The sequence below is a fragment of the Bacillus sp. JK106 genome (assembly GCF_053663355.1).
In genome coordinates this window covers 220,278-245,278 of sequence record NZ_JBSJQC010000004.1, presented here as the reverse complement: position 1 = coordinate 245,278, position 25,001 = coordinate 220,278, and the positions used below count along the sequence as shown (strand labels likewise).

27 protein-coding genes are annotated in these 25,001 nt (G+C 49.9%); 6 read left to right on the top strand and 21 right to left on the bottom strand.

The genetic code is table 11. The features are described from left to right. Positions 1-200 precede the first annotated feature (200 nt). Both ACWJJS_RS16480 and ACWJJS_RS16475 read right to left on the bottom strand, forming a co-directional pair. Positions 201-1,103 (bottom strand): aldo/keto reductase, encoded by a 903-nt coding sequence (locus tag ACWJJS_RS16480; RefSeq protein ID WP_043866837.1) that lies wholly within the window; start codon positions 1,101-1,103, stop codon positions 201-203. A gap of 113 nt (positions 1,104-1,216) precedes the next feature. Then, positions 1,217-3,220, bottom strand: coding sequence for a penicillin-binding transpeptidase domain-containing protein (locus tag ACWJJS_RS16475; protein WP_014304355.1), 2,004 nt, complete (start codon positions 3,218-3,220; stop codon positions 1,217-1,219). A 156-nt stretch (positions 3,221-3,376) separates the two neighbouring features. On the opposite strand from ACWJJS_RS16475, the gene ACWJJS_RS16470 reads away from it, so the two are divergent. Continuing rightward, a complete protein-coding gene (locus ACWJJS_RS16470; protein ID WP_003156282.1) occupies positions 3,377-3,697 on the top strand; it encodes an antibiotic biosynthesis monooxygenase family protein in 321 nt (106 codons plus the stop codon). On the opposite strand, the gene ACWJJS_RS16465 is transcribed toward ACWJJS_RS16470, so the two are convergent. From ACWJJS_RS16465 to ACWJJS_RS16425, 9 genes are all read right to left on the bottom strand, one after another. After that, positions 3,668-3,883, bottom strand: coding sequence for a YczI family protein (locus tag ACWJJS_RS16465; RefSeq protein WP_369719110.1), 216 nt, complete (start codon positions 3,881-3,883; stop codon positions 3,668-3,670). The genes ACWJJS_RS16470 and ACWJJS_RS16465 overlap by 30 nt on opposite strands. 196 nt (positions 3,884-4,079) lie before the next feature. Next, positions 4,080-4,721: a GDSL-type esterase/lipase family protein gene (locus ACWJJS_RS16460; protein WP_063174372.1), complete on the bottom strand. Its 642-nt coding sequence runs from the start codon at positions 4,719-4,721 to the stop codon at positions 4,080-4,082. A gap of 64 nt (positions 4,722-4,785) precedes the next feature. Beyond that, positions 4,786-5,535 carry an IclR family transcriptional regulator gene (locus tag ACWJJS_RS16455; protein ID WP_060563092.1) on the bottom strand — a complete coding sequence of 250 codons (750 nt, stop codon included), beginning with the start codon at positions 5,533-5,535 and terminating at the stop codon, positions 4,786-4,788. A 17-nt stretch (positions 5,536-5,552) separates the two neighbouring features. Continuing rightward, a complete protein-coding gene (locus ACWJJS_RS16450; RefSeq protein ID WP_454023748.1) occupies positions 5,553-6,560 on the bottom strand; it encodes a 5-oxoprolinase subunit C family protein in 1,008 nt (335 codons plus the stop codon). 2 nt (positions 6,561-6,562) lie between these two features. Further along, positions 6,563-7,294 carry a 5-oxoprolinase subunit PxpB gene (gene pxpB / locus ACWJJS_RS16445; RefSeq protein WP_094247233.1) on the bottom strand — a complete coding sequence of 244 codons (732 nt, stop codon included), beginning with the start codon at positions 7,292-7,294 and terminating at the stop codon, positions 6,563-6,565. A 29-nt stretch (positions 7,295-7,323) separates the two neighbouring features. After that, positions 7,324-8,118 (bottom strand): putative hydro-lyase, encoded by a 795-nt coding sequence (locus ACWJJS_RS16440; RefSeq protein ID WP_454023714.1) that lies wholly within the window; start codon positions 8,116-8,118, stop codon positions 7,324-7,326. Between the two features lie 4 nt (positions 8,119-8,122). Further along, positions 8,123-9,337: an NRAMP family divalent metal transporter gene (locus ACWJJS_RS16435; RefSeq protein ID WP_454023713.1), complete on the bottom strand. Its 1,215-nt coding sequence runs from the start codon at positions 9,335-9,337 to the stop codon at positions 8,123-8,125. Between the two features lie 22 nt (positions 9,338-9,359). Continuing rightward, the gene (locus tag ACWJJS_RS16430; protein ID WP_003156290.1) at positions 9,360-10,124 is read right to left on the bottom strand and encodes a 5-oxoprolinase subunit PxpA; all 765 of its coding nucleotides are present in this window, start codon (positions 10,122-10,124) and stop codon (positions 9,360-9,362) included. Between the two features lie 199 nt (positions 10,125-10,323). Beyond that, positions 10,324-11,073: a Cof-type HAD-IIB family hydrolase gene (locus tag ACWJJS_RS16425; RefSeq protein ID WP_003156292.1), complete on the bottom strand. Its 750-nt coding sequence runs from the start codon at positions 11,071-11,073 to the stop codon at positions 10,324-10,326. Between the two features lie 127 nt (positions 11,074-11,200). On the opposite strand from ACWJJS_RS16425, the gene ACWJJS_RS16420 reads away from it, so the two are divergent. Next, positions 11,201-11,365 (top strand): hypothetical protein, encoded by a 165-nt coding sequence (locus tag ACWJJS_RS16420; protein ID WP_003156294.1) that lies wholly within the window; start codon positions 11,201-11,203, stop codon positions 11,363-11,365. Positions 11,366-11,403: 38 nt separating this feature from the next. On the opposite strand, the gene ACWJJS_RS16415 is transcribed toward ACWJJS_RS16420, so the two are convergent. The 5 genes from ACWJJS_RS16415 to ACWJJS_RS16395 form a co-directional block, all read right to left on the bottom strand. Further along, complete coding sequence (locus tag ACWJJS_RS16415; RefSeq protein WP_176283120.1) at positions 11,404-11,799, bottom strand: 3-hydroxyacyl-ACP dehydratase FabZ family protein; 396 nt, start codon at positions 11,797-11,799, stop codon at positions 11,404-11,406. A gap of 69 nt (positions 11,800-11,868) precedes the next feature. Continuing rightward, a complete protein-coding gene (locus ACWJJS_RS16410) occupies positions 11,869-12,990 on the bottom strand; it encodes a mannitol-1-phosphate 5-dehydrogenase (RefSeq protein ID WP_176283119.1) in 1,122 nt (373 codons plus the stop codon). Position 12,991: 1 nt separating this feature from the next. Next, positions 12,992-13,423, bottom strand: coding sequence for a PTS sugar transporter subunit IIA (locus tag ACWJJS_RS16405; RefSeq protein ID WP_012116817.1), 432 nt, complete (start codon positions 13,421-13,423; stop codon positions 12,992-12,994). A gap of 25 nt (positions 13,424-13,448) precedes the next feature. After that, positions 13,449-14,888, bottom strand: a complete 1,440-nt coding sequence (locus ACWJJS_RS16400) for a PTS mannitol transporter subunit IICB (protein WP_014720723.1) — start codon at positions 14,886-14,888, stop codon at positions 13,449-13,451. Positions 14,889-15,063: 175 nt separating this feature from the next. Beyond that, complete coding sequence (locus ACWJJS_RS16395; RefSeq protein WP_003156306.1) at positions 15,064-15,405, bottom strand: hypothetical protein; 342 nt, start codon at positions 15,403-15,405, stop codon at positions 15,064-15,066. A gap of 176 nt (positions 15,406-15,581) precedes the next feature. On the opposite strand from ACWJJS_RS16395, the gene ACWJJS_RS16390 reads away from it, so the two are divergent. Genes ACWJJS_RS16390 through ACWJJS_RS16380 form a run of 3 tightly spaced genes read left to right on the top strand, consistent with a single transcriptional unit; the run spans position 15,582 to position 18,439 of the window. Further along, positions 15,582-16,154: a DeoR family transcriptional regulator gene (locus ACWJJS_RS16390; protein ID WP_070081369.1), complete on the top strand. Its 573-nt coding sequence runs from the start codon at positions 15,582-15,584 to the stop codon at positions 16,152-16,154. 32 nt (positions 16,155-16,186) lie between these two features. Further along, positions 16,187-17,815 carry a copper resistance CopC/CopD family protein gene (locus ACWJJS_RS16385; protein WP_167859886.1) on the top strand — a complete coding sequence of 543 codons (1,629 nt, stop codon included), beginning with the start codon at positions 16,187-16,189 and terminating at the stop codon, positions 17,813-17,815. A 12-nt stretch (positions 17,816-17,827) separates the two neighbouring features. After that, a complete protein-coding gene (locus ACWJJS_RS16380; protein ID WP_043866834.1) occupies positions 17,828-18,439 on the top strand; it encodes a YcnI family copper-binding membrane protein in 612 nt (203 codons plus the stop codon). A 44-nt stretch (positions 18,440-18,483) separates the two neighbouring features. Here the strand turns inward: ACWJJS_RS16380 and gdh are convergent, their stop codons facing one another. From gdh to gabT, 4 genes are all read right to left on the bottom strand, one after another. Further along, a complete protein-coding gene (gene gdh, locus ACWJJS_RS16375; protein ID WP_070081367.1) occupies positions 18,484-19,269 on the bottom strand; it encodes a glucose 1-dehydrogenase in 786 nt (261 codons plus the stop codon). Between the two features lie 20 nt (positions 19,270-19,289). Continuing rightward, a complete protein-coding gene (locus ACWJJS_RS16370; protein WP_063174364.1) occupies positions 19,290-20,153 on the bottom strand; it encodes a RhaT/GlcU family sugar-proton symporter in 864 nt (287 codons plus the stop codon). Positions 20,154-20,307: 154 nt separating this feature from the next. Continuing rightward, positions 20,308-21,696: a succinate-semialdehyde dehydrogenase gene (gabD, locus tag ACWJJS_RS16365; RefSeq protein ID WP_454023712.1), complete on the bottom strand. Its 1,389-nt coding sequence runs from the start codon at positions 21,694-21,696 to the stop codon at positions 20,308-20,310. Positions 21,697-21,801: 105 nt separating this feature from the next. After that, entirely contained in the window at positions 21,802-23,109 is a 1,308-nt protein-coding gene (gene gabT, locus ACWJJS_RS16360; RefSeq protein ID WP_102422336.1) for a 4-aminobutyrate--2-oxoglutarate transaminase, read from the bottom strand. Between the two features lie 107 nt (positions 23,110-23,216). Here gabT and gabR point away from each other — a divergent pair, with 107 nt between their 5' ends. After that, positions 23,217-24,626, top strand: a complete 1,410-nt coding sequence (gabR, locus tag ACWJJS_RS16355) for a MocR-like transcriptional regulator GabR (RefSeq protein WP_416406061.1) — start codon at positions 23,217-23,219, stop codon at positions 24,624-24,626. A gap of 27 nt (positions 24,627-24,653) precedes the next feature. Here gabR and ACWJJS_RS16350 read toward each other — a convergent pair whose 3' ends face one another. Continuing rightward, on the bottom strand, positions 24,654-24,968 hold the full coding sequence (locus tag ACWJJS_RS16350) for an ArsR/SmtB family transcription factor (protein ID WP_003156322.1): 315 nt from the start codon (positions 24,966-24,968) through the stop codon (positions 24,654-24,656). Positions 24,969-25,001: the final 33 nt, after the last annotated feature.

Below are 25,001 nucleotides of genomic sequence, written 5' to 3'. Positions count from 1 at the left end.
TTATTCAACCATTTTCAAATGGCAATTTGGCACTGGGCCATGTGACAGTATTGAAAAAGAAAAATGTGTCAGATAATATGCCATGACGCTTGTTACTCTTGATCCGCACGGCTATACTTCAAAGTGACCTTACTTGTTTTTAGACATTGCACACCACATAAACAAACGCCCGGAAGATACCTTCCGGGCGTTTGTTCTGTTTATGGAATATCGCAGCCTTGGACACCGGTATAAATCCTGAACCACTGATCATGGCTGAGTTTGTACGCGGATGCACGCACCGCGGCGGAAATGCGGTTCTCTTTTCCGCTGCCGACAATCGGCATGATGTCTGCCGGGTGGGTGAACAGCCATGCGTACATGACTTCGTCAATGGAAGCGGCGCCGATTTCTTCCTGTACGGAACGAAGCGCGGCACGGATTCGGAGGGCCTTATCTGATTGTCCTGTAAAGACGCTCCCGCCCGCAAGCGGTGACCACGCCATCGGCGGAATGCGTTTTTCCAGACAGAAATCCAGCGTGCCGTCATGAATATTTTCCAGCTTGTACGCCGAGATTTCAATTTGGTTTGTGATGAGCGGATCATCCAAATAGGATTCGAGCATTCTGTACTGGTGCGCTTTAAAGTTCGATACCCCGAAATATCTGACCTTGCCCGAGCTTTTCAGCGCGTGAAACGCTTCAGCCACAGCCTCCGGATCCATAAGCGGGTCCGGTCTGTGAATGAGCAGCACATCCAGATAATCCGTATTCAGATTCAAAAGCGACTGCTCCGCCGACGCTAAGATGTGAGACTTCGACGTATTATAATGATGCGACTTGTTTCCTGGCCGCTCCGGTGATTCAATGACAATCCCGCATTTTGTGACGATTTCGATTCGCTCCCTTATTGAAGGCGAAAGGGACAAAGCGCCGCCGAACAGCTTTTCACACGTATAACCGCCGTATATATCGGCATGATCGAAGGTGGTGATGCCTTGGCTGATACACCATTCAATCAGATTCAGCAGCTCTCCGTCTGAAACATTCCATTCGTTCAGACGCCAAAGCCCGTGTATCACTCTTGAAAATTCCAGGTCTTCAGCCAATTGAATGCGCTGCATGTGAAATCCCCCTTTTTCTTAGAGCCTCTTGTATCTCTGTTTTCAGGAATTGCCCATGCTGTTTCATTCTGCTTCGGCGGCCGATTTTCCTTTCAGCCCGCAAAAATCGTCATTTAATGATTCTGAAACTGCTTTTTCGCTTTTTCAACGACGTAATGGCTTCCGCCGCGTTTTTTGACGTCTTGAATCATCATCGCGATCAAGAGGTCTTTCTTTTTATAATCGTAACCGACAAACCAGCCGTTTTCTTTGCCGTCTTTATCTTCTTTAGACGTTTTCAGCTCGGCTGTACCGGTTTTTCCGGCTACGGTAATGCCGCTTACGGCCGGCTGATATGCAGAGCCGCGCGGATCTTCAACGACGCCTCTCAGCCCTTTCGTGATTTCTTCGGCATTGGCTTTCGACACCACTTGCTTATGCCAGATTTGCGGTGTTTTTTCTCCGTCTTTGATCAATGTCGGTTTGACGAGATTTCCGTCTGTTACAAATGCGGTATAGTCAGCCGCTAAGTGCAGAGGAGACATCAGCATCTGCCCCTGGCCGTAGCCCGTATCTCCGAGAAGGATCTCGGAATCAAGCTTGCCGTTAGCGATTGAGGACTTTTCAATCGGAAATTGGTACGGAATCTCTTCATCAAAGCCAAATGTTTTTAATCCTTTTGTAAACGCGTCCGCTCCGGCATCTATGGCATTTTGCGCAAAGTAGATGTTGTCCGATGTGATCAGCGCGTTTTCGAGATCCACTTCATTCAGGCGCTCTGATACGCGTGTGACATGGTAACCGCCCCAGCTCGAATCTTTCTGCCACTCTTTTCCGGTGATTTTTTTCTTTTCCGACGCTTTCAATGTGCCGTTTGTCAGGCCGACTGCCGCGGCAATCGGTTTAATCGTTGATCCCGGCGCATAAAGTTTGTTGAATTTCGCTGAAAACGGATTGTTTTTATCTTCATTCAGCTTTTTCCACTCTTTTCCGCTCCAGCCGAAAAGAAAGCCGTTCGGGTCATAAGACGGTGCGCTGACGAGCGCGAGGGTCTCACCCGTTTGCGGTTCGAGGGCGACTGCCGCTCCGCTGTCGTCTTTCATAGAATCATACAGCTTCGTCTGCGTTTTCATGTCAATCGTTACATGAATATCCTGCCCGCTTTCGGCTTTCTTTTCAGCAATGACCTCACCTGTTTGCGGGACGTAAATTTTCCAACCGGTCTTGCCGCGCAGCTTGTCTTCATATACATTCTCAAGGCCGGCGATGCCGATTTTGGAAGTATCGCTGTATTGGCCGTCTTTCGCTTTTTTCAGCTGCTCCGCTGTGATGGTTTTAATATAGCCGGTCAGATGGGCCGCTTTTTCGCCGTACGGATAGTAGCGGGAGCTGACTTTCGTTTTCGTCACGCCGTCTAGTGCGAGCAGGCTTTTGACCTTGCTTTCATCATCCGGTCTGATTTTTTGAATCGGGACATAGGAGTCGTCTTTTACCCAGCCCTGGTTCAGTTTGCTTTTGATATCGTCTTCAGAAAGGTCCAGTTTTTCAGACAGTTTTTTGATCACGCTGTCTTTATCCTTGCCGAGTTTTCCAGGGATAATGCCGATTTCCGGCACTTCGGTATTCACGGCGAGACCTTTTCCGTCTTTGTCGTAAATTTGTCCGCGCTTCGGTTCCTCATTTGCGATCTGCACGGTTTTATCATCGGAAAGCTGTTTGAAAATAAAAGAAGGATTCCAGTCAATGTTCCATGATTCGCCATCGTCTGTTTTCTCTTTTTTCAGGACGGCCGTGTTTTCAAAAGCGACCTTCCCTGCTTTTGTATCCATGCTGACTTTATAATCGATGTGCTGGAGGTCATCTTTTTTCTTATCGTCTTCGTCCTGTTTTTCGGCAGTGACTTTCAGATTTTTGACCCCCGCTTGTTCATAAATGGTTTCATATCGTTTTACAAAATCCTTTTTGGATCGTTTTTTCTTTTCATCTTGGGTGAGGCTTTGGTACATCTTATCGTAATGACCGCCGTTCCAGTCTTTTACGAAATCTTTCATTCTGTCTTCGGCCGATTCCGTTTTCGAGCAGCCGATCAAACCTATGATTCCTGCGAGTAAAAGTAATAGGTATAACCCTTTTTTCACTGTCTATTCCCCTGCCTTCCAACTGTTATTTTCTCCTAAACCAAATCAGGCTGGCAAGGATTTTTTTCTCAGAGCGTTTAAAATTTTTTTGTTTTTCCGGCCGTCACGGCCCATATTCTTATACAATGTATCTATTAAAAAAAGGAGGAATTTCAGATGATCAGAGAAGCAGCCATGCTGTATGTAAAAGAAGGCCTTGAGGGGGAATTCGAAGAGGCATTCCGCCGGGCGGAGCCGATTATCGCGGGCATGAAAGGTTATCTGTCCCATTCCTTGTCCAAATGTATGGAAAAGACGCATAAATATTTGCTGCTTGTGGAATGGGAGACATTAGAAGATCATACAAAAGGCTTTCGCGGATCGCCGGAATATCAGGAGTGGAAAGCCTTACTGCACCGTTTTTATTCACCATTTCCTGTTGTGGAGCATTTTCAGGATCTATCAGACTCAGATCGCGTGAAGCGTAAAACCGATTAAGGAGATCGACCATACAAAAACGGCGGTATAGATATTGAATTTCCCGGAGCCGTCGTTTTCTTTCCGTTTTTCCTCCAGCCCCTGAATGAACATGACCGCACCGAGAAACACGAGCATAACCGGCTGTATGACGGAGGTATGTTCCGCATACGTAAATGCGGCGGCCGCAAGTATAATAATCAGCATCGCGAGTGACAGTTTTAAGGCGCGCAGCAAAGCAATCCATCCTTTCTGTTATCATTTTTTGAACACAATTCTATTTCTGTCTTTATCCCCCATTATTCTAGCGTACTTTTTGCGCGGATAGAACGAAAGTCGGACAATTTTAAGTTTGTTTTAAGGAGCACGAAAAGCGCGCTCCCCATGAAAAGGAGCGCGCGGTTTATGAGCGGGCGAGGCTTCCGTATCCGAGCCCCCGCAGGACGCATGCCATGACTTCATACCCCTTGCTGTTGGGGTGTACGCGGTCATGAGAAAGATATTCATTCATTTTTCCTTTGAAAGCGCTGTGGACGTCGGCAATTTTGACGTGCGGCGCCGATGCGAGCGTGCTGAGGTGCGCATTATAAGAGGATATCCATTTTTCTGCAATGGAGATGCCCGGGAAAGGATTGTATAAATTGAAGACGCGGATCTCATAAGGAGACGGGTGCGGCCCTTTTAAGGCAGCGATCTTGGCTATCATCTTTTCAAAGTTCTCATGGCAGTGACTGGACACGCTGGTGAATACCGAAGCATCCGATGTTTGCTGATATGCCTGAACCGAATCAATCAAATCGTTGCCGCAGCCTGTAATCGTAATCATATCAGCAGCCTGAATCCGCCTCTGAATATACGGTAAGGACATAAGCCCGAGAATTTCTCCAGTCTCAAGGCCTGATTTGGCAAAGATGGATACGTCGGTTTTTGTCTGTAAATCTTCTGCCATCATGCGCCCGAACCGCTGGACAAAACCGGCGGAAAACGGTCCGGATCCCCTCCCCGTCGTCAAAGAATCCCCCAGCGCCGTATAAACAAGTCCCATTTACTTTCCTCCACTCGTTACTATCGATATTGTAATGTACGCGAGTGAAGAAAAATTGGCTCGGTCAATAACCTAATTTCTCAGAAATATGCTGTGCGGCGTTTTTGACCTTTTCGGTTAAATACGGCAGCCTGTCCTCTGAAAACCGGGCTTCGAAGCCGGCGATGCTGATTCCGGCAGCCACCTTACCTTCGTGATTGAAAATCGGCGCCCCGATCGCCGCCGTATAATCTTCTAATTCCGAATAGCTGATCGTATAACCTGATTGCAAGGATCTTTCAATGGAGTGAAGCAGTTCAGCCCGATCCGTCATCGTGCCTGAGGCGATTGCGGCAAGCTTTGTCTTCTGAATGTATGTGTCAATCTCCTCTTCCGGCAGAAACGATAAAATGCTTCTGGCGCACGCTCCCGCGTACAGCGGCGACCGGCGGCCGATTGCCGTATACAGGCGGACGGTTTGGGTGCCTTCAATTTTTTCGACGTAAATGGCTTCATCCCCGTCCCTCATGATCAGCTGAACGGCCTCATCCACTTCGCCGCACAGCTCTTCCATAATCGGCTTGGCTATTTTCCTGATATCCAGACGTTCAGAGACGAGCTGGCCGAATTGTAAAAAGATCAGACCAAGCTGATAACGGCCGTCCGCTGCCCGGGTGAGAAATCCCGTTTCTTCCAGTGAGCTTGCCATCCGGTGAACCGAAGTCTTCGGCATTTCCGATAGAGAAACCAGCTCATTTAAGCTCAGGCTCGGTTCAGTCAGAAACAAATGAAGCAGTTCCATTGATTTGATGACGGTCTTGTTTTTGTTTTCCATGGTCTTTAGCCCCTTTGTCAGATCAGCCATTCCATTTTGAGCCTTGCTTTCAGCTCCTTCAGCTGCTGTTCCTTCTCCAAAAGCAGCATTTCCGCTTCCTCTAGCGAAACGGCCCGGAACGTAATATGTTCCCCCGGCATCGTTTGGGCGACGAGAGGAAGATCGGCGGATATGATATGCGCCATCCGCGGATAGCCCCCCGTCGTCTGTCTGTCAGCCAGCAGAATAATCGGATTGCCGTCCGGCGGCACCTGCACCGTTCCGAACGTCACGGCCTCAGATACCATTTCCAGCGGCTCCCGCAATTCAAGCGGAGCGCCCTTCAGCCGGTAGCCCATTCGGTCGGATTGAGGCGTGACCGTATATGACTCTTGATAAAAACGTAATTTTGTTTCTTCTGTAAAAGCGTGAAATTGAGCGCCTTCAAGCACTCGTATGACCGGATTTTTTTTCAGCGGCAGAAATCCTCTGCTGCTGACAGACCAATCAGGCGCTGAGAAACCATGCTGTCCGAAAGAATCGCTCAGACGGTACGCGATTGATTCCGAACATGGCGTCATACGGCCGAGCGGCAGCTCATCATCTTTTTGCAGCGCTCTTCCGCAAAAGCCGCCGATCCCCGCTCTGACATACGTGCTTTTGCTTTCCATGACGGCGGGCACGTCAAATCCCCCCGCGACGGCGAGATATGCGCGGCTCCCCATCTTGCACGGCCCGAATGAGACGACGCTGTTTTCCTTTATCAAAACCGGCTTCCACAGAGGGGCGGGCTCCCCATTAATATGAAAGGCGAAATCAGCTCCCGTAACGGCAATAACCGCGGGTTCTGAGAACTCAAAGGAAGGCCCTGGCCCCATAAGCGTAACTTCAAGCCCCGCCTCTTTTTCTTGATTTCCGGCAAGAAGATTGGCGATGCGCAGAGAGATCGTATCCATTGCGCCGCTTCCCAATACACCGTATTTCTGATATCCCGTCCGTCCCGTGTCCTGAACCGTCGTCAAGAGACCGGGTTTTACCACTTTCATACTCATTCGGCTCCCTCCTTGATGCGGCTGTACTCCTCTGCTGTGATCCGGACGAATTTCACCGTATCGCCCGCTCTCAAAAGACTCGGCGGATGTTCTTCCGGCCTGAAAAGCCGGAGCGGGGTGCTGCCGATCAGCTGCCAGCCGCCGGGAGTGGATATCGGATACACACCGGTCTGCATTCCCGCGATTCCTACTGAACCGGCCGGGATGGACGGCCTTGGCGACGCCTTTCTCGGCGCTCTGATCCGCTCAGACATTCCTCCTAAAAACGGAAATCCCGGCGCAAATCCGAGCATATAAACGAGATATTCGCCTTCGGTATGAATGCGGATGACGTCTTCCGGGGTCAGATCGTTCATCTCAGCCACCTCTTCTAAATCGGGACCGAAATCACCGCCGTAGCAAACGGGGATTTCCATCACCCGGCGCTCTTCTTTGCGGCCGGTCATTATATGACTGAGACGTTCTGTCACTTCTTTCTTGACCAGGGCAAAAGGAGAGATGCCTTTTTTTATGTTTGAGACGGCATACACGTCATAAAAGATCGTTAAGCTTGTGAATGCCGGAATACATTCAACGAAGCCCGGAAACGGCCGTTCTTCCATACAGGCTGCCGCCGCATGCACCCGGCTGTTGACCTCTTCGCTGATGTGCCCGCCAAAGCGGATGATAACGGCGGAATCACCGTACGGCTGTATATCAAGCGCTGTATTTCCGCTATACTGCATCATTGTCATCACCTCGTTGTATTCTTTCTCACTTACAGGACAGCAAGCGATTCATTTCGTATATCGGTGATCAGCATATGCCCCGGTGAATGTGTTATTACGATATCAGGCTTTGCTTCCATGATCACCGCCTGGGGTGTAACGCCGCAGGCCCAGAATACGGGAACTTCACCTTCCCGCACCGTTACGGCATCTCCGAAATCCGGCTGATGCAAATCGCTGATGCCGATGCTTTGCGGATTTCCGATGCGGACGGGGGCGCCGTGCACGGCGGGAAAACGTGACGTGACCTGCGCCGCGCGGACTGCAAGCCTTTCCGGAATCGGTCTCATGCTGACGACCATCTTTCCTGAAAACGGGCCCGCCGGAACACAGTCAATATTTGTTTTATACATGGGGACATTCACACCCTCATCGATGTGCCTGATTGGAATGTGCTGATTGATAAGGGCCTGCTCGAATGAAAAACTGCAGCCGATCAAAAACCCGACATAATCATCCTTCCAATACGGCGTAATATCCGTTACCTCTTCAGTAAGCACGCCATGCCGATAAATCCTGTATTTCGGAAAGTCCGTCCGGATATCAGCTCCCGGCGCCGCTATTGCCGGAACAGGTGAACCCGTATCCGTCACATCAAGCACCGGACAAGGCTTTTGATTACGCTGGCAGAATAAAAGAAAATCAAAGGCAAGATCCTTTTGCAAAACGACGAGATTGGCTTGTGCGTAAGAAGCGGCCAACCCCGCCGTCGGCCCGGTCATCTGCCCTTTCCTGATAAGCTGTCTGACTTCTTCGGGACTCGTATCACTCATATGGTTTTTCATATCATCAGCTCCATAGCTGCGGCATTTGCGAGAATAATGTATAGATGCCCATAACCGCCATGACAACCACCACGATCGCCCCTGCAATCGTGAGCCAGATCGGATGCTTGTAATCGCCGACGATTTTTTTCTTATAAGCGCCCAACAGAATCATCGCTAATGCAAGCGGCAGAATTAAGCCGTTAAGCGAACCGACCGCGACCAGAATTTTGGCAGGCTGGCCGATCGTGACAAAAATAAGAGTGGATACAATGATAAAACCGATAATTACGCCATGAGAGTGCTTTTCGATTTTTGCCGAAAACGATTTGAAGAATGACACCGATGTATAGGCGGCGCCGATGACAGACGTGATAGCGGCAGACCACATGATGACGCCGAAAATTTTATAGCCGACATTTCCCGCCGCAAGCTTGAACACAGAAGCCGCGGGATTATCAGCATCGATGCGCAGGCCCTTTGAGACGACGCCGAGCACGGCGAGAAACAGGGCAATCCGCATAATAGATGTAATCAAGACGCCTGTGATGGAGCTTTTCGTCACCTGAGGAATGACTTCCTTCCCTTGGATGCCTGAATCAAGCAAGCGGTGGCCGCCGGCAAATGTAATGTATCCGCCGACCGTGCCGCCGACAAGCGTCACGATTGCCAGCACACTGATATGATCAGGCATAAAAGTTTTCACAACGGCGTGTCCGACCGGCGGAGCCGTCGTTACGGCAACATACACCGTCAATACGATCATGACGATTCCGGCGATCTGCATAAAACGGTCCATGACTTTTCCGGCTTCCTTTATGACGAAAATCAGAACCGCAATCGCAGCGCTGATTAAAGCGCCGATCTCCGGTTTGATTCCGAATAATACTTGAAGACCGAGACCCGCGCCGCCGATGTTTCCGATATTAAACGCAAGTCCGCCGAGCACGACCAGAAAAGCAATGGCATAACCGGCGCCCGGAAGCACCATATTGGCAATCTCTTGGCCGCGCTTTCCGGAAACCGCGATAATCCGCCATACATTGGTTTGCGCGAAGATGTCCAAAATAATAGAGATTAAAATGATAAAGCCGAAGCTTGCCGCCAATGTATTGGTAAACGTGGCCGTTTGCGTCAGAAAGCCGGGCCCGATTGATGATGTCGCCATCAAAAATGTCGCGCCTAAAAGAAGCGACCATTTGCCGGAAGCCTTTCCGGCTGTTTTTTTCTTTTGCTCCATGCTGTCTTCCTCCCTCTGCTGCTCAGTCTTTTGCAAGCGCGCTGATTTGAATGTCTGCCGCTTTTAATTCTTTTTTGATTGTTTTTGCGAATGTGAGGGCGTGGGCGCCGTCTCCGTGAATGCAGACCGTGTCCGCTTTCAGGTTTACAGCTTGTCCCTTACGTGATGTCACCGTGCTGTCTTTCACCATTTGAATCACTTGCCCGACCGCTTTTTTGTCGTCCTGAATCAGCGCATCCGGCTCCGAACGCGGCGTCAGCGTGCCGTCTTCCTGATAGGTGCGGTCCGCAAACACTTCGCTTGCCGTCCTCAGTCCGATTCGATCTCCCGCTTTAATCAGCTCGCTTCCGGAAAGCCCGAAAAGAATGAGTCCGGGATCAAAATGACAGACCGCCTGAGCAATGGCTTCTGACAGGCCGGGATTGACAGCGGCCATATTATATAAAGCGCCGTGCGGCTTCACATGCTGCATCTCGACACCTTCCGCTTTTAAAAACCCTGACAGCGCGCCGATTTGATACAGCGTCAGATCATACGCTTCCTCGGGCGTAATCGCGATCTGCCGCCGCCCGAATCCCTGCAGATCGAACAGCCCGGGATGAGCGCCGATTTTCACGCCTTTTTCCGCCGCAAGCGCAACCGTTTTGCGCATCACGCTGGGATCACCCGCATGAAAGCCGCAGGCGATGTTTGCAGATGTCACATAATCCAAAATCTCTTCATCCAGTCCGATTTTATAAGCACCGAAACTCTCTCCTAAATCACAATTGATGTCAATCTGAAACATAAGCTCCCTCCTGTATTGTAAACGTTTTATTTTATTATCATTCCGATATTCGGAACGATTATTCCGAATTGTTGAATTTCTCTTCATTATATTTAATTCTGACAGATTTGAACATCCTTTTGTCAGAAAACCTACCATGGACCTAGTCACAAATCTGACAAAAAAGAGAGCCTCATGCTGAGACTCTCTCTTTTTTCTATTATAACACCCAGTGGCGGATCGCTTTGGCGACCCCGTTTTCCGTGTTGACATCAGTCACCCAGTCAGCTGTTTCTTTCACGATGTCCTGCGCGTTCCCCATGGCGACGCCGACACCCGCTTTTTCAATCATGGCAATGTCATTCAGACTGTCACCCATGGCCATCACATTTTCCATCGTGAAGCCGAGTTTTTCCGATACCTTCGCCAGCGCAGCCGCTTTGTTGATACCGAGGGCATTGACTTCGATGTTGATCGGACTTGAGTTTGTGATTTCGAGCTCCTTGTATTCTTTGAGCTCTTTCAGCACCTCATTCCGCACTTCGTCATCCTCGATTTCGAACCCGAACTTGAGCCACTGATGATCCGTAATCGTTTCCGGGAATTCCCCTCTCCACACTCTATCGACGGTGGAAGCCCAGAAATTCGTGTTGTGCTTATTCCTCAGATCCCATAATTTTTGAATATGATCGGTATGAAGAAGCTTGCGCTCAACCAGCTCAAAGTTGGAATCCCAGATTTCGCTGCCGTTTGCCGTGATTAAAAAGGATGACAGCTCGAGAGACTCAGCCAGTTCGCGGCAGGTCATCAGCGTGCGTCCTGTGCTGATGACGACGTGAATTCCTTTCGCCTCCGCTTCCTTGATCGCCCGCCGGTTTTCCTCCGGGATGAGCTGCTCGTCATTGAGCAGGGTTCCGTCCATATCAATCGCGATCAGTTTAATATCTGCGTCTTCTCTTTGTATCGGCATATATGTACCTCACTTTTTATATTGTAGTCGTCTCTATTTTAATACATATGACCCACAGGAACAAAAAACCGCTTCCTGCGTTTGGCAGGGCGAGCGTTGAGGAAAATAAATATTGAGGTGATGGAGGATGAAAGAAAGAAAACAAAAGAATAAACCGAATGAAAATCCTGAACATCATGATTTAACCGATCCGATTCCGCTGGAAGAGCTGAAGGAAAACGCCAATGACGAAAAACACAAACATGACCAAAGGGACAATTCACAAAGTGAAAGAGATTATGATACAAAATAACACGCTTGTCCGAAAGCCGCCGGTGGAGGCGGCTTTTTTTACGATGGCTGGATAAATATGCTGAGCTCGGCATCCGCCACAGGCTTTCCCGCAACGGACGCTTTCGCCCGGCCGAACACAAAACCGCGTCTGATTCGTGTGACCTCAAAAAAAAGATCCAGACGGTCTCCCGGCAAAGCGGCACCTAACCTTTCCGCTTTCTTCACCGCGGATAAGAGACCGAGGCCGTCACCGCCGGTAATTCCCGCGCAAGCCGCCGTTTGGGCCATTGCTTCAACGACGAGCGAAAATGGCATCTCTCTTTGGGATTCAGTTATAAACCAGTCATTTTCACTGATGTTTTTGTAAGCAGCCGCCCATTTTCCGGCTTCACTGTTCGTCGTGCCGTCAATCAAAAGAAACGGAAAACGATGGGGCAATAGCGTCTGATTCATCACGCAGCCTCCCTTCCCTCTCATTATAACGCAAGAAAAAACCCGCGTCCCCCCGACGCGGGTTCATTTTTATTGATTGAGCTTTTTGAGCACGATGCCGTGCAGCGGTTCATGCGGCTGAATACCGCAAATGTCTTGAAGAACGCCGCTCGTGCCTTTTTCCGTGATAAGCTTTTGCAGCTCAACCGCTTCCGGATCATCCTGATAGTCAAAGCGCAGGGCGGCGGCGATACCTTCCGCCAGCGCATTCGGTTCTTTTATTTTTTTGGCCGGCCCTACTAATCTGTCATTCGCTCCGAGTTTTCTGAGCGGTGATCTGGCGACTCTTGTCACATCATCCGTGATGTATTCATTATCAAAGCGGCTGATGATTTTTTTCATGTACTGCTCGTGTTCGGCTTGCTTAAAGCCGTACGCTTTCACCAAGTACTCGCCCGTTTCTGAAAGTGCATCGTACACGACACGCCGGATTTCCGGATGGCCGATGGCCTCTTTGACGGTTTTTAATCCGCGCTGATAGCCGACATACGCCGTGACGGCATGCCCGGTATTGACGGTAAACAGCTTTCTCTCAATGAAAGGTGTAAGATTATCCGTAAACAACGCGCCTTTAAGTACCGGCTGATCGCCGGCAAAGCCGGTTCTGTCTATGACCCATTCAAAAAACGGTTCTACGGATACTTTCAGCGGATCTTCATGGTGCTGAATCGGCACGATCCGATCTACCGCAGAATCCGGGAAGCCGACTGTCCGGTTCACGAGTTCCCGCTCCGCTTCCGTCAAATGTCCGAAAACTTCTTTTTTCAGAAAACTGCTGCCGCCGATCATATTTTCACAGGCAATGATATTGAGAGGCTCAGAGGACGTTCTGCGCTTCAGACCTTCCGCGATGGACGGAGCAATGAGTCTGAGAACGTTCGGGCCCACCGCCGTCGTAATGATCGCCGCTTCATTGATCAGCCCGTACAGCTCTTGTTCTTGCACCGCGCTGTTGATGGCTGAAACGGGGCCGATGATTTCTGTCTGCCTGCCGCCGTCGGCAAGCTCCACGGTATATTCCTTCTTTTCATTGAGAAGGCTGACCATCGTTTCATTCACATCAGCGAAAACTACGTCATAGCCGGAATGATGGAGCAGGGCGCCGATAAAGCCCCGCCCGATGTTTCCCGCTCCGAAATGAAGGGCAATCATGTCAGTTCACCTCGCTGAAAATAGCGGCCAGTTCTTCTTCCGTCTTTGCACTGATCAGCCGTTCAATGTTTTCTTCCTCTGAGCAGATGATGGCGATGTTTGACAGGATGTCTAAGTGTTCATTGTTTTTTCCGGCGATACCGAAAACGACCTTTGCCGTATTGCCTTCACCGTATTCCACACCGTCCGGAATCTGGATGACGGAAATGCCTGAATGAAGCACCTCATCCTTCGCATCTTCCGTTCCGTGCGGGATCGCAATGAAATTCCCCATAAACGTGGATGATGTTTCTTCACGTTCGAACATTTTTTCCACATAGCCGTTCTTCACGTAACCGTTATCAATCAACGTCTGTCCCGCCAGGCGGATGGCATCCTCTTTTGAGTTCACTGTCTGGTTCAGTTTGATGTTCGCTTTAGCCAATACTTCCATGATGAAGATCCCTCTTTCTGTTTGATTAGTTTTTAAGCTTTTCAATCAGTTCATCGTATTTCGGGCTGTTTAAGAAATTATCAACCGAAATGTGCACCGCCTGCGGCAGCTTCGCTTTCGCGCGGTCAGTCAGGTCCTTATGCGTAATGACGATATCCGCGTCATTCGGAAGATTATTGATCGACGTATTTGTCACATCAATATCCAGGTCTGCTTTTTTCACTTTGTTTCTTAAAATGGAGGCGCCCATTGCGCTCGATCCCATACCCGCGTCACATGCGAAGATAATGCGGCTGACTTGGTCAGCGGAAATATCAGCGGCGCTGTTTTCCGGCTCTTCCTCTTTGTCTGCCAATGCGGCCGCCGCTTCACTTTTCCTGCCTTTCATTTCCTGCATTTTTTCCGCCGCGGCTGTCAAATCTTCTTCGCCCGCTTTAGACGATTTCAGAATAAGCGCCGAGACGATAAACGATACGGCCGCGGCAACGATGACGCCCGCCAGCACGCCGAGATAGCTTCCTTTCGGCGTCAGCGCCAAAATGGCGATGATGCTTCCCGGAGATGATGCGGCGACAAGACCCGCGTTAAAGATCGAGAATGTAAGCAGTCCGCTCGCTCCCCCGGCGATCGCCGCGAGGATCAGCATCGGTTTCATTAAAATGTAAGGGAAATAGATTTCATGAATCCCCCCGAAGAAATGAATGATCGCCGCTCCGGGAGCTGTTGATCTTGAAGAGCCTTTCCCAAAGAACATATAGGCCAGTAAAATACCGAGTCCCGGTCCGGGGTTCGCTTCCACTAAGAACAGAATGGATTTACCCGCTTTGGCGGCCTGCTCGATTCCGATCGGACTTAAAATGCCGTGGTTGATCGCGTTATTCAGGAACAGGACTTTCGCCGGTTCTACGAAAACGCTTGCAATCGGCAGCAAATTCGCGTGGACAATGACTTCCACACCCGCCGCCAGCAATTTGTTAAGAGACAGGACGACCGGGCCGATCGCATAAAACGCGATAATCGTCAGCACTGCGCCGATAATTCCCGCCGTGAAGTTGTTGATCAGCATTTCAAAACCCTGTCTGACTTTATCTTTAAACACACGATCTAATTGTTTAATGAGATAACCGCCCAAAGGCCCCATAATCATTGCCCCTAAGAACATCGGAATGTCCGCTCCGACAATGACTCCAATGGCGGCCGTCGCTCCGACGACTCCCCCGCGGTGATCATAGATCATTTTTCCGCCCGTATATGCGATTAAAAGCGGCAGAAGATACGTAATCATCGGGCTTACCAATGTATTCAGCTGCGGATTGGGAAACCATCCCGCCGGAATAAACAGCGCGGTGATAATTCCCCATGCGATAAATGCGCCGATATTCGGCATGATCATACCGCTTAAATAACTGCCGAACCGCTGTATCTTCACTTTCATGCCAGCTTGCTGTTCTTGCTGCATGTTCATTCCCTCCCTGTTTGCCTGCCTTCAGATGAAAATAAATAAGACACGGGGTTTCTCTCTCCCCTGTGTCTTCATCATAAAACGCTTACAATCCCCATTCAATGAAAAGTAAAGAGGAGTTTGGCACAGAGACTGTGACAAATCCTTAACAAAAAAAAGACACCTCATCAAAGGTGTCTTACCGCTTTCTGTATATAATGTGTCCTTTTGTGACGACGAGCTTGGCAATGAGCCGCTCACTGACAATAAACACCGGATACGCACATACGAGCGCGAAAATGGCGGCCGGCACATACCGCGCTGCCGGAAACATCGGCATGACGGCGGTTCTGGCCATCTGCACAAGATAAATCAAAAGCACCGTGATCGCAATGGCCGCAGCCATAATCGGAGCTGATACTTTATATTCACGCAATTTCACATGGCAATGCCCGCACTGAAACTGGCACGGGATCATGGATGATCTGACCATGTCGCCTGTAATCGGCTTGCCGCAGTTCGGGCAGGTCGTTTCTTTCATGTTTATTCCTCCATTCAACTCTTCTATTATAACAGAGTCTGACTGCGTGTTTTACATTTGTGATTGTTCAACATTTTTTCACATATTTTATCATCAGGCTCTTGTGTGCATTTGTGAAAACATCTACTCTTAGAGGGAGGTTCATCACTCATTCGCATAAAAAGGAGGATGCAGAATTGCTTCCGATTCACAGACAGCAAACCTTGCTTGAATGGCTGAAAGAAGAGGGCGCGCTGAAAATCTCTGACATAAGCGAGAGATTCGGCGTCTCCGAGATGACCGTGTACAGAGACGTCAATCAGCTGGCGGATGCAAACCGGATTATCCGGACACCCGGCGGCATTACGCTCCCTCCCGCTTCAGAACAAAGCGCCAATCAATGCGGCTATTGCCTGCGGCCGATTCAGCATTCGTATTCTGTTCAGCTTATTACCGTTTCACAAGCCGTTGAGCAGATGTGCTGCATTCATTGCGCGATTTTGCGGTATGAGGATAAAAAGGAAGAAGTGTCCCACGTCATTTGTAAGGATTTTCTTCTCCAGACGACACTGACGGCCGCTTCCGCATACTTTTTAGTCCATGCCGATATTGACCTTCACTGCTGCCGGCCTCAGGCGATTCCCTTCTCAACGCTTGATTACGCAGAACGGTTTCAAAAAGGATTCGGCGGGGTCATTTGCACCTTTGACGAGGCGGCGGACATCATCTTACACGACAGGCAGAAGGGATGCACCTGCAGCAAGACATAACAACAACCAACCGGAAGGCGGTGTCATCATCCATGAGACAGAACAAACGCTGGCTCATCTTTTTGCTGTTCCTTGTTTTGATTCCGAAAACAAGCTTCGCCCACGCCTACATCACAAACTCAAATCCGGGTGAGAACAGCGAATTAAAACAAGCGCCGAAGCAGATTGAAATTGAGTTTAATGAACAGATTGAAGAAGGCTTCCACTCCATTAAGGTCTATAATTCATCCGGCGAACGGGTTGACGCGGGCAAAACGGTGATTCAAAAAAATGATGCCCGCATCATGACCGCGGCATTGAAAAAAAATCTGCCGCATGATATTTACAGAGCGGAATGGAACGCGGTATCGGCCGACGGACATCCGGTATCCGGCGTCATCCCTTTCAGTATCGGAAAAGCCGGCGGTGAACTTCAGGAGCAGACATCATCGCAAGCGGCGCTTCATCCCGAAGCGGCCATCGACCGCGGTATTTTGTACACCGCTCTCTCCCTGTTTATCGGCACGGCTTTTTTCCATCTGTTTTGGTACAGAAATAATGAAGATTCATCAAAAGCAAAACGAACTGTAAAGCTGCTCGTGATTTCTTTATGTTTAACGGGGCTCGCGCTCGTGTGCCAGCTCCCGATCCAAACGAAAGAAAACGCGGGCGGCGCTTGGAGCGCCGCGTTTCAGCCGGACTATGTAAAAGAAACGCTTCTGAAAACGGCAGGCGGGTACGTCTGGATGATCCAGATCAGCTTATTTATCCTGCTCGCCCTGTCCATGATCCCGATGCTGAAGAAGAAAGCATTCCGGTCATTTGCGTACTGGACGGCGCCGCTGTTATTCTTCTTCGCTTCGCTTTTGGCAAAAGCATTCGCCGGGCATGCAGCCGTTATCGACGAAAAAGCGGTCGGCATCGCGATGGACTTTCTCCATTTATCGGCCGCGTCTGTATGGATGGGCGGTATAGCCGCTCTTGTGCTGCTTCTTTCATCAGAGTGGAGAAAAACCGATAAAACCATCGCTTGGGAAACGGTCAGACGGTTTTCTCCTTGGGCATTCGCCTCTGTGGGCGTGCTGTTATTTTCAGGTGTGCTGAACGGATTTTTCATTATCCGCTCGTTTGATTCACTCTTTCACACCGCTTACGGCAAGACGCTCCTTTTGAAAATCGGACTGTTTGTCATCATGCTTGCGCTCGGCGCCGTTCACGTATGGATGACGAAGTTCAGCAGAAAAAGGAGCATCAGCGCAACGATAAAGGCCGAATGGGCACTTGGTATTGCGGTGTTATTCACAACCGCCGTCTTCACAAGCCTGCCCAGCCCGCCGCCGCCTGCGCCATTGCCTTTTAACGGCTCAGAAACGATCGGAAACGGGGAGACCCTATCCTTGCACATTACGCCGAACCAGCCGGGTAAAAATGAATTTCAAGTCATTGTCACCGATCATAACGGCAGCTTAGTAAAAGACATTCAGCAATTTACGGTCACTGTTTACCAGACGGGCTTCAGCGGCAAACAGCATGAAAGCACCTTTGATTTGAAGAAAACGAAGGAAGGCACATTCGAAGCCGCCAACCTGTCCATCACCGAAAAGGGAAACTGGAAGATCAAAGTCCACGGGCTGACAAACGATTTTAATGAAATCAACCAAATATTCTCAACGACAAACTAAGGAGTGTATCTCATGTTGAAAAAAAAGGCTTTAATATTCATATCCGCCGTGACCCTGTCACTCGTCGGTTTTACGGCGGCAGCAAGCGCCCACGTCTCAGTCAAACCCGCGGAATCCGCGGCCGGTTCTTGGGAAACATACACGATGAAAGTGCCTGTGGAAAAGAATGAGCCGACAACGAAAGTCGTGCTGAAAATGCCCGCCGGCGTTGAATTTCAGCAGTATCAGCCGATTCCGGGCTGGAAAACATCCGTATCCAAACATGATGACAAAGCGGTCTCCGTCACTTGGGAAGCAAAGGACGGCGGCATTCAGCCCGGCCAATTCCAGCAGTTCACATTCGTTGCGAAAAATCCTGAAAAGAGCGGAGATGCCGCTTGGGACGCTTACCAATATTACAAAGACGGCAGCATTGTAGAATGGACGGGTGATGAGAAAGCCGACACGCCTCACTCGATTACGAAAATCACGAAATCGGCCAGCGTGACGGATGCGCACGGAGCTGAACAGTCAAACGAAGAAAGCAAATCCGGCGTATCAGCGCTTGATATTGCAGCCATCGTTCTGTCAGCTGCGGCAATTATCCTTTCCATCGCGGCGCTTGTAAAGAAAAAACGCGCGTAAGTAAAAAGCGATCCGGCTCTAAAGAGCCTGCGATCGCTTTTTGCTTATCCGCGGCCTGCCTGGAAAGACGGATATTTGGTCATTCCCCCGTCAGCAAACAGCGTAATGCCGGTCACATAGCTTGATTCCTTTGAAGCAAGCCAGACGGCGACAGCCGCGATTTCTTCCGGCTCACCGATATATCCCATCGGAATCATGCTTTCCACATCTTTTCTCTGAACGGGATCCGCAAATTTTTCCGCGTTGATCGGCGTATTGATGGCTCCCGGTCCGATATTGTTAACACGGATGCGCTTCGGCGCGTACTCAAGCGCCAGCGTTTCCGTCATCAATTTGATACCGCCTTTACTCGCCGCGTAGTGAACAAACAGCGGCCACGGAATCATTTCATGTACGCTTGACATGTTAATGACGTTTCCTTGAATATCATTCTCTACGTAATATTTAATGGCTTCGCGGCTTCCTAAGAAAGCGCCGGTCAGATTCGTATTGATGACTTTGTTCCAGTCTTTGAGCGGCATTTCATGCGACTGAACCGGATTTTCCATGCCGGCGTTATTGATCATGACATCCAATGTGCCGAATTCCTTCACCGCAGTCTGCACGATGTTTTTGACATCTTCTTCTTTTGTGACGTCTCCTTGAACGATGACCGCTTCGCCTCCCGCTTTTTGAATCTCTTCTTTAACGGTTTGGGCGTCTTTTTCATTACTATAGTAGTTAATGACGACTTTCGCCTGCTCCTGTCCGAAACGGATCGCCATCGCTTTTCCTAATCCTGATGAAGCTCCCGTAATGGCAACGACTTTTCCTTTTAAATCCGTGTACATGTTCAAACCTCCTGCATATGTTATGAATTTGATTTCGCAACGCCTAAGAATACCGCGGCTACAATGATCAGGATAATCCCGATGGCAATGGCGACCAGCTGACGCTTCGTTTTGCTCTCACGAAGAATGAAGATTCCGCCGAGCGTGCTGATGACGATCCCCATTTGAGAGAGGGAAAAACTTGTCGCAACTCCGACGCGCGGCTGTGAGATGAACAGAAACATGTTCCCGAGCGCCCAGATGATTCCCGGCAGAATGTTCTTGATGGCGTACTTATTAAACGGTTTATGCTTGTACGTCAGGAGCAGTCCGCCGATGACCATCCCGATCGCCTGCGGCAGAAGCGCTGACCATCCGGATACACCGAACAGCCGGGCGACGACGACATAGACCAAATAGCCGAGCGTGGAGATCAGCAGGATAACAATGCCTTTTTTTAAGTTTCCCGGTTCTCCGTCCGCCCGCCCCTTTTTATCTTCTAAAGATGTGAGCACAATCCCGATGATGATAAAAATAAGGGCGAGAATACCCAGCGTAATCGCGATCGGGGTTGACCATTCTTTGAATACGATCACACCGAACAAAGAAGTCGAGACGAGCTGCATTCCCGTTGATATCGGCATCGTTTTTGAAACGCCCATCAGCTGTATGCTTTTAAGCTGATTGCTTTGGCCGAGCGACCAAAACAGCCCCGAGATGATGCCGACAATAAAAATGCGCCCGGACAGGACCGGGTGGACAAACAGATACAGCACAAACGAAACGATGAGCGCCCCGATTGTCGTTCCCAGCGTCTGGCTGTAAGGCCCGCCGCCTAATTTGACGTTAAATAACACGATGCTCCCCCAAAATAAAGCCGGGAGAAGAGCCAGTAATATATCCATGATGGCGACCTTCTTTCAATCGTATTTGCTGTTATTTTGTCTGGAATCGAACCGATTATTCCCGCAAGATCAAAAAAGCCTGCCGGCGATATTCACCGGCAGACCGCTCAATAAAAACAGCCCCGCTTAGAAGCGGGGCTTTCTTTTCGGCTCATTAAAGTCCGATAGACATGTATTTGGTTTCCAGGTACGGTTCAATGCCTTCCGTACCGCCTTCACGGCCGATGCCGCTTTCTTTCATTCCTCCGAACGGCGCTTGAACCGCGGACGGACCGCCGTCATTCCAGCCGATGATGCCGTATTCAAGCTGTTCAGAAATATAGATGCCGCGGCGGTAGTTTTCTGTGAAGAAATAAGCCGCAAGCCCGAACGGCGTATCGTTCGCAAGCTTGATCGCTTCATCAATATCTGAGAACGTAACGATCGGCGCAACCGGGCCGAAAGTTTCTTCATGCATGATGTTCATGGATGTGTCTACATTTGAAAGCACGGTCGGCGTCACGAAATAGCATCCTTTTTCATCGTTTTGGTCATACGTTCCGCCCGTCAGCACTTCTGCGCCTTTTTCCACGGCGTCATTAATTTGGCCGACGATTTTATCGAAGCCTTTTTTGTTGATGACAGGGCCGACATTTACGCCTTTTTCAAGACCGTTTCCGACTTTGAGTTTCGCAGCTTCTTCACTCAGTTTTTTCGCAAACTCGTCTTTCACGGATTCGTGTACGATCAGACGGTTCGCACAGACGCAGGTTTGGCCGGCATTTCTGAATTTAGAGGCCATTGTTTGGGCTACCGCCAGATCAAGATCAGCGTCTTCATCCACGATCAGCGGCGCATGTCCGCCAAGCTCCATTGACATATGTTTTACGGTGTCGGCGCTGTTTTTCATCAGAATTTTGCCGACAGGCGTTGAGCCGGTAAAGGTAATTTTGCGGATTTTCGGGCTGCTGGTGAAGACGTTTCCGATTTCGGCTCCGTCACCGATCACCACTTGCAGCACGTCCTTCGGAATTCCCGCTTCATATGCGAGACGCGCAAGGGCGTAAGCGGAAAGCGGCGTATCCTCCGCCGGTTTGATGATGAACGTACAGCCTGCCGCCAAAGCGGGCGCGGCTTTTCTTGTAATCATCGCATTCGGGAAATTCCACGGCGTGATCGCGGCTACCGGGCCGACCGCCTGACGGGTGACGACAATCCGTTTGCCCGTTGTCGGCGCAGGTACGGTTCTGCCGTAAATCCGTTTTGCTTCTTCGGCGAACCATTCAATATAGCCGGCGCCGTATAAAACTTCTCCGATCGCTTCTTCGTACGGTTTGCCGTTTTCTTTCGTAATTAATTCCGCAAGTTCTTCTTTATTTTCAACAATCAGCTCATACCATTTTCTCAAAAGTGAGGCACGTTCTCCCGCTGATGTTTTGGACCATGATTGAAACGCTTGATGTGAACGTTCAATCGCTTTTTCAACATCTTCGGCCGTCTGCTGGGGGATGCTTTCGATCGCCTCTCCCGTTGCCGGGTTGTACACTGTTAATTGTTCTGGCATATTGAACATTCCTTTCTTTCCTATAGTAAAACCATTGAATGCTTGTTGATGTATCTCACACTTTCATGATAGCAGACACATCCGGCGGCATTCCAATAATTGAACTCACAGAGCTGCTTCGATAATGGAAAGGCCTTCTTTGAGCTGCTCATCCGTCACGACAAGCGGCGTCAGGAATCTGATAATGTTGCCGTTAATGCCGGCCGTCAGCAGCAGCAGTCCATTCTCGTTCGCCGTTTTAGCGATCGCCGCGGCTTTTGCTTTATCCGGTTCCCGCGTGTGCGGATCTTTGACAATTTCGATGGCCGCCATCGCGCCGAGTCTGCGCACTTCTCCGATGCAGGCATGCTCTTTTTTCCACTCGAGCGCTTGATGCTCGATGATCCGGCCGATCTCTTCGGAACGCTGATTCAGCCCTTCTTCTTCAATAATATCCAAGACCGCGAGCGCAGCCGCACAGCCGAGCGGGCTTCCCGCATATGTGCCACCGAGTTCCCCCGGCGCGGCGGCATCAAGCATTTCCGCCCGGCCGATGACACCGCTCAGCGGCAATCCGGCTGCAAGTGATTTGGATACGGTGATCAAATCAGGGACGGCTCCGAAATGTTCAATCGCAAAATACGTTCCCGTTCTGGCAAAACCGGTCTGAATCTCATCCGCTACAAAAACGATACCGTGTTTTTTACAAAAAGCGGCGACGTGCTGCACGAAACGTTTTGAAGGAATAATGAAGCCGCCTTCTCCCTGAACCGGCTCCATTACGACACAGGCGACGGTTTCCGGTGCAACTGCGGCGATAAAGAAATCCTCAAAAGCGCTGATGATAAAGTCGTCATACTGCTCGTCGCTCATGCCGGCCGGCTTTTGATAATAGTAAGGAAACGGCGCCTGATACACCTCTGAGGCAAACGGGCCGAAACCGAATTTATAAGGCTTCACCTTGCTCGTCATGCTCATCGTCATGTTCGTGCGGCCGTGGAACCCTCTTGTAAATGACACGACAGCCTGGCGCTTCGTATATTTTCTGGCGATTTTCACGGCGTTTTCCACCGCTTCCGCCCCCGAATTGAGAAAAATCGCTTTTTTCGCATGATCTCCCGGCGCAATGCCGCAAAGTTTTTCGGCCAGCTCAATATAAGACGGATACATCATGACGTTAAATCCCGGGTGAATCAGATCCTCCGCCTGTTTCTTCACGGCCTCCACCACTTTCGGATGGGAATGGCCGACATTCAGCGTTCCGATCGCTCCGGCAAAATCAATGAATCGTCTGCCGTCCAAATCGTACAAAAGCGCCCCTTCCCCTTTTACCGCCATGCTGCGGTTTCCGTTGCCGACCCCCTTGGAAACGAATTGATCCCGTTTTTGCTGCCACTGGGCTGTTGTCACTTCCGATGATGCTGTTCGACTCATAGATTCCATCCCCCTGCATTGTTTTCTTATCATTCTGACTTCTTTTTGGTATGATGAAAAGTACCAAAATCAATTTTTCTATGGTATCAGAAAGGAGCAGGGTCTGGATGCTGACGATTTCCATTGATCATTCGGAAACGGCGGATTATATCTATCAGCAGATCTATCAGCACATAAAAGCGGCCGTTTTGAAACGCAGCCTGATGCCTCATACAAAGGTGCCGTCTAAACGGGAGCTTGCCGAGACGCTGAAGGTCAGCGTGAATTCAGTGAATTCAGCTTATCAGCAGCTGCTTTCGGAAGGTTATTTATATGCAGTCGAAAGAAAAGGCTTTTTCGTGGAGGAAATTGATACGGTTTATCATGAAGAAACGCCTTCGCTCTCATTGCCTGAAGATTTAAAAGAGCGGGAGCCGGATAAGAGCGGCTGGATTTCGTTTTCTCATATGAGCGTGGATACGGCGCATTTTCCCCTGAAAAGCTGGTTCCGCTGTGAGCATAAAGCAGCCGCCCGTTCATTTCATACACTCGGAGACCTCGTCCATCCGCAAGGCTTATATGAAGTCCGTGAAACCATTTCGCGGCTTATTTCCCTGACAAGGGGCGTTACATGCCGCCCGGAACAAATCGTGCTCGGGGCGGGCACGCAAATGCTGATGCAGCTGCTGACGGAACTGCTGCCAAAAGACGCGCTGTACGCCATGGAGAACCCGGGATATATGAGGATGTACCGGCTGCTGCAAAACCTCGGGAAAAAGGTTGCGACGATCAGCCTTGATGAAAAAGGCATGTCCATGGCCGAAATCGAAAAACGCCGGCCCTGTGTATTGATCACCACGCCTTCCCATCAATTCCCCTCAGGCGTGATCATGCCCGCTTCCCGGCGGATTCAGCTTTTAAACTGGGCCGCCGAACAGAACGGCCGCTTCATCATTGAAGATGATTATGACAGTGAATTTAAATATGACGCCGATACGATACCGGCGCTTCAAAGCCTTGACCGGTTTCAAAATGTCATCTACATGGGGACCTTTTCAAAATCCCTTTTCCCAGGTCTGCGCATCAGCTATATGGTTCTGCCGCCCGGGCTTTTGCGGACGTTCAAAGAGAGAACGTATGACCTGCATACGTGCAGCACGCTTGCCCAGCTCGCGCTGAAAGAATTTATCGACTCAGGTGAATATCAGAAACATATTAAAAAGATGAAGCAGCATTATAAGAACATGCGGGAACGCCTCATTTCGGCTTTGGAAGAAACATTCGGAGAAAGAATCAGTGTAAAGGGCGCCAATGCGGGGCTTCATTTTGTCACTGAGTTTGACTGCACCCGTTCAGAAAAAGAGATTTTGGCACGGGCGGATGCAGAACAGCTCGATCTGTTTGCGATGAGCCGGTTCCGTCTGAAAACGGGAGGCGATTCAAATAAGCCGCAGCTCATTCTGGGGTTCGCCCGCCTGAAGGAGAGCGATATTCAAGAAGGCGTCCTCAGGCTTTACCGGGCGGTTTTCGGCGCATAAAAAAACCCCCGGAATTCGGGGACTTATTTACCAGCGGTCCGGTTCTGTCTGCAAAATCGCCTCCAGCAGGCCGGGAAACGCCGCTTGTAAATCATCTTTGCGCAGGGAATAATAACGGTGCTTCCCGTCTATGCGCACTTGGGCGATCCCCGCTTCCCGCAGCACTTTGAAGTGATGGGACAGCGTTGATTTAGCGACCCGGACATCAGCGCAGGTACCGCACGTTTTTTCTGTTGTTTCCGCCAATTGTTTGACCAGCTCTAAGCGGAGCGGATCACTCAGAGCATGAAGAACCTTTGTCAGCTGTAAGCGGTCGGTTTCAGGATGGTTTGGAATGTTCATGAGTCAAATGTAACACATAAAAGCGGCGGGTGA

Bases quoted from the DNA above. Each gene is read 5' to 3' on its own strand.
- ACWJJS_RS16385 (WP_167859886.1), top strand. From the start codon at position 16,187: ATGAGACAGAACAAACGCTGGCTCATCTTTTTGCTGTTCCTTGTTTTG.
- gabT (WP_102422336.1), bottom strand. From the start codon at position 23,109: ATGAGTCGAACAGCATCATCGGAAGTGACAACAGCCCAGTGGCAGCAA.
- ACWJJS_RS16350 (WP_003156322.1), bottom strand. From the start codon at position 24,968: ATGAACATTCCAAACCATCCTGAAACCGACCGCTTACAGCTGACAAAG.
- ACWJJS_RS16480 (WP_043866837.1), bottom strand. From the start codon at position 1,103: ATGCAGCGCATTCAATTGGCTGAAGACCTGGAATTTTCAAGAGTGATA.
- ACWJJS_RS16430 (WP_003156290.1), bottom strand. From the start codon at position 10,124: ATGTTTCAGATTGACATCAATTGTGATTTAGGAGAGAGTTTCGGTGCT.
- ACWJJS_RS16400 (WP_014720723.1), bottom strand. From the start codon at position 14,888: ATGAACATGCAGCAAGAACAGCAAGCTGGCATGAAAGTGAAGATACAG.
- gabD (WP_454023712.1), bottom strand. From the start codon at position 21,696: ATGCCAGAACAATTAACAGTGTACAACCCGGCAACGGGAGAGGCGATC.
- ACWJJS_RS16380 (WP_043866834.1), top strand. From the start codon at position 17,828: ATGTTGAAAAAAAAGGCTTTAATATTCATATCCGCCGTGACCCTGTCA.
- gabR (WP_416406061.1), top strand. From the start codon at position 23,217: ATGCTGACGATTTCCATTGATCATTCGGAAACGGCGGATTATATCTAT.
- ACWJJS_RS16450 (WP_454023748.1), bottom strand. From the start codon at position 6,560: ATGAAAGTGGTAAAACCCGGTCTCTTGACGACGGTTCAGGACACGGGA.
- ACWJJS_RS16465 (WP_369719110.1), bottom strand. From the start codon at position 3,883: ATGCTGATTATTATACTTGCGGCCGCCGCATTTACGTATGCGGAACAT.
- ACWJJS_RS16420 (WP_003156294.1), top strand. From the start codon at position 11,201: ATGAAAGAAAGAAAACAAAAGAATAAACCGAATGAAAATCCTGAACAT.
- ACWJJS_RS16425 (WP_003156292.1), bottom strand. From the start codon at position 11,073: ATGCCGATACAAAGAGAAGACGCAGATATTAAACTGATCGCGATTGAT.
- ACWJJS_RS16455 (WP_060563092.1), bottom strand. From the start codon at position 5,535: ATGGAAAACAAAAACAAGACCGTCATCAAATCAATGGAACTGCTTCAT.
- ACWJJS_RS16405 (WP_012116817.1), bottom strand. From the start codon at position 13,423: ATGGAAGTATTGGCTAAAGCGAACATCAAACTGAACCAGACAGTGAAC.
- ACWJJS_RS16470 (WP_003156282.1), top strand. From the start codon at position 3,377: ATGATCAGAGAAGCAGCCATGCTGTATGTAAAAGAAGGCCTTGAGGGG.
- ACWJJS_RS16410 (WP_176283119.1), bottom strand. From the start codon at position 12,990: ATGATTGCCCTTCATTTCGGAGCGGGAAACATCGGGCGGGGCTTTATC.
- ACWJJS_RS16460 (WP_063174372.1), bottom strand. From the start codon at position 4,721: ATGGGACTTGTTTATACGGCGCTGGGGGATTCTTTGACGACGGGGAGG.
- gdh (WP_070081367.1), bottom strand. From the start codon at position 19,269: ATGTACACGGATTTAAAAGGAAAAGTCGTTGCCATTACGGGAGCTTCA.
- ACWJJS_RS16440 (WP_454023714.1), bottom strand. From the start codon at position 8,118: ATGAAAAACCATATGAGTGATACGAGTCCCGAAGAAGTCAGACAGCTT.
- ACWJJS_RS16395 (WP_003156306.1), bottom strand. From the start codon at position 15,405: ATGAAAGAAACGACCTGCCCGAACTGCGGCAAGCCGATTACAGGCGAC.
- ACWJJS_RS16435 (WP_454023713.1), bottom strand. From the start codon at position 9,337: ATGGAGCAAAAGAAAAAAACAGCCGGAAAGGCTTCCGGCAAATGGTCG.
- ACWJJS_RS16415 (WP_176283120.1), bottom strand. From the start codon at position 11,799: ATGAATCAGACGCTATTGCCCCATCGTTTTCCGTTTCTTTTGATTGAC.
- pxpB (WP_094247233.1), bottom strand. From the start codon at position 7,294: ATGATGCAGTATAGCGGAAATACAGCGCTTGATATACAGCCGTACGGT.
- ACWJJS_RS16370 (WP_063174364.1), bottom strand. From the start codon at position 20,153: ATGGATATATTACTGGCTCTTCTCCCGGCTTTATTTTGGGGGAGCATC.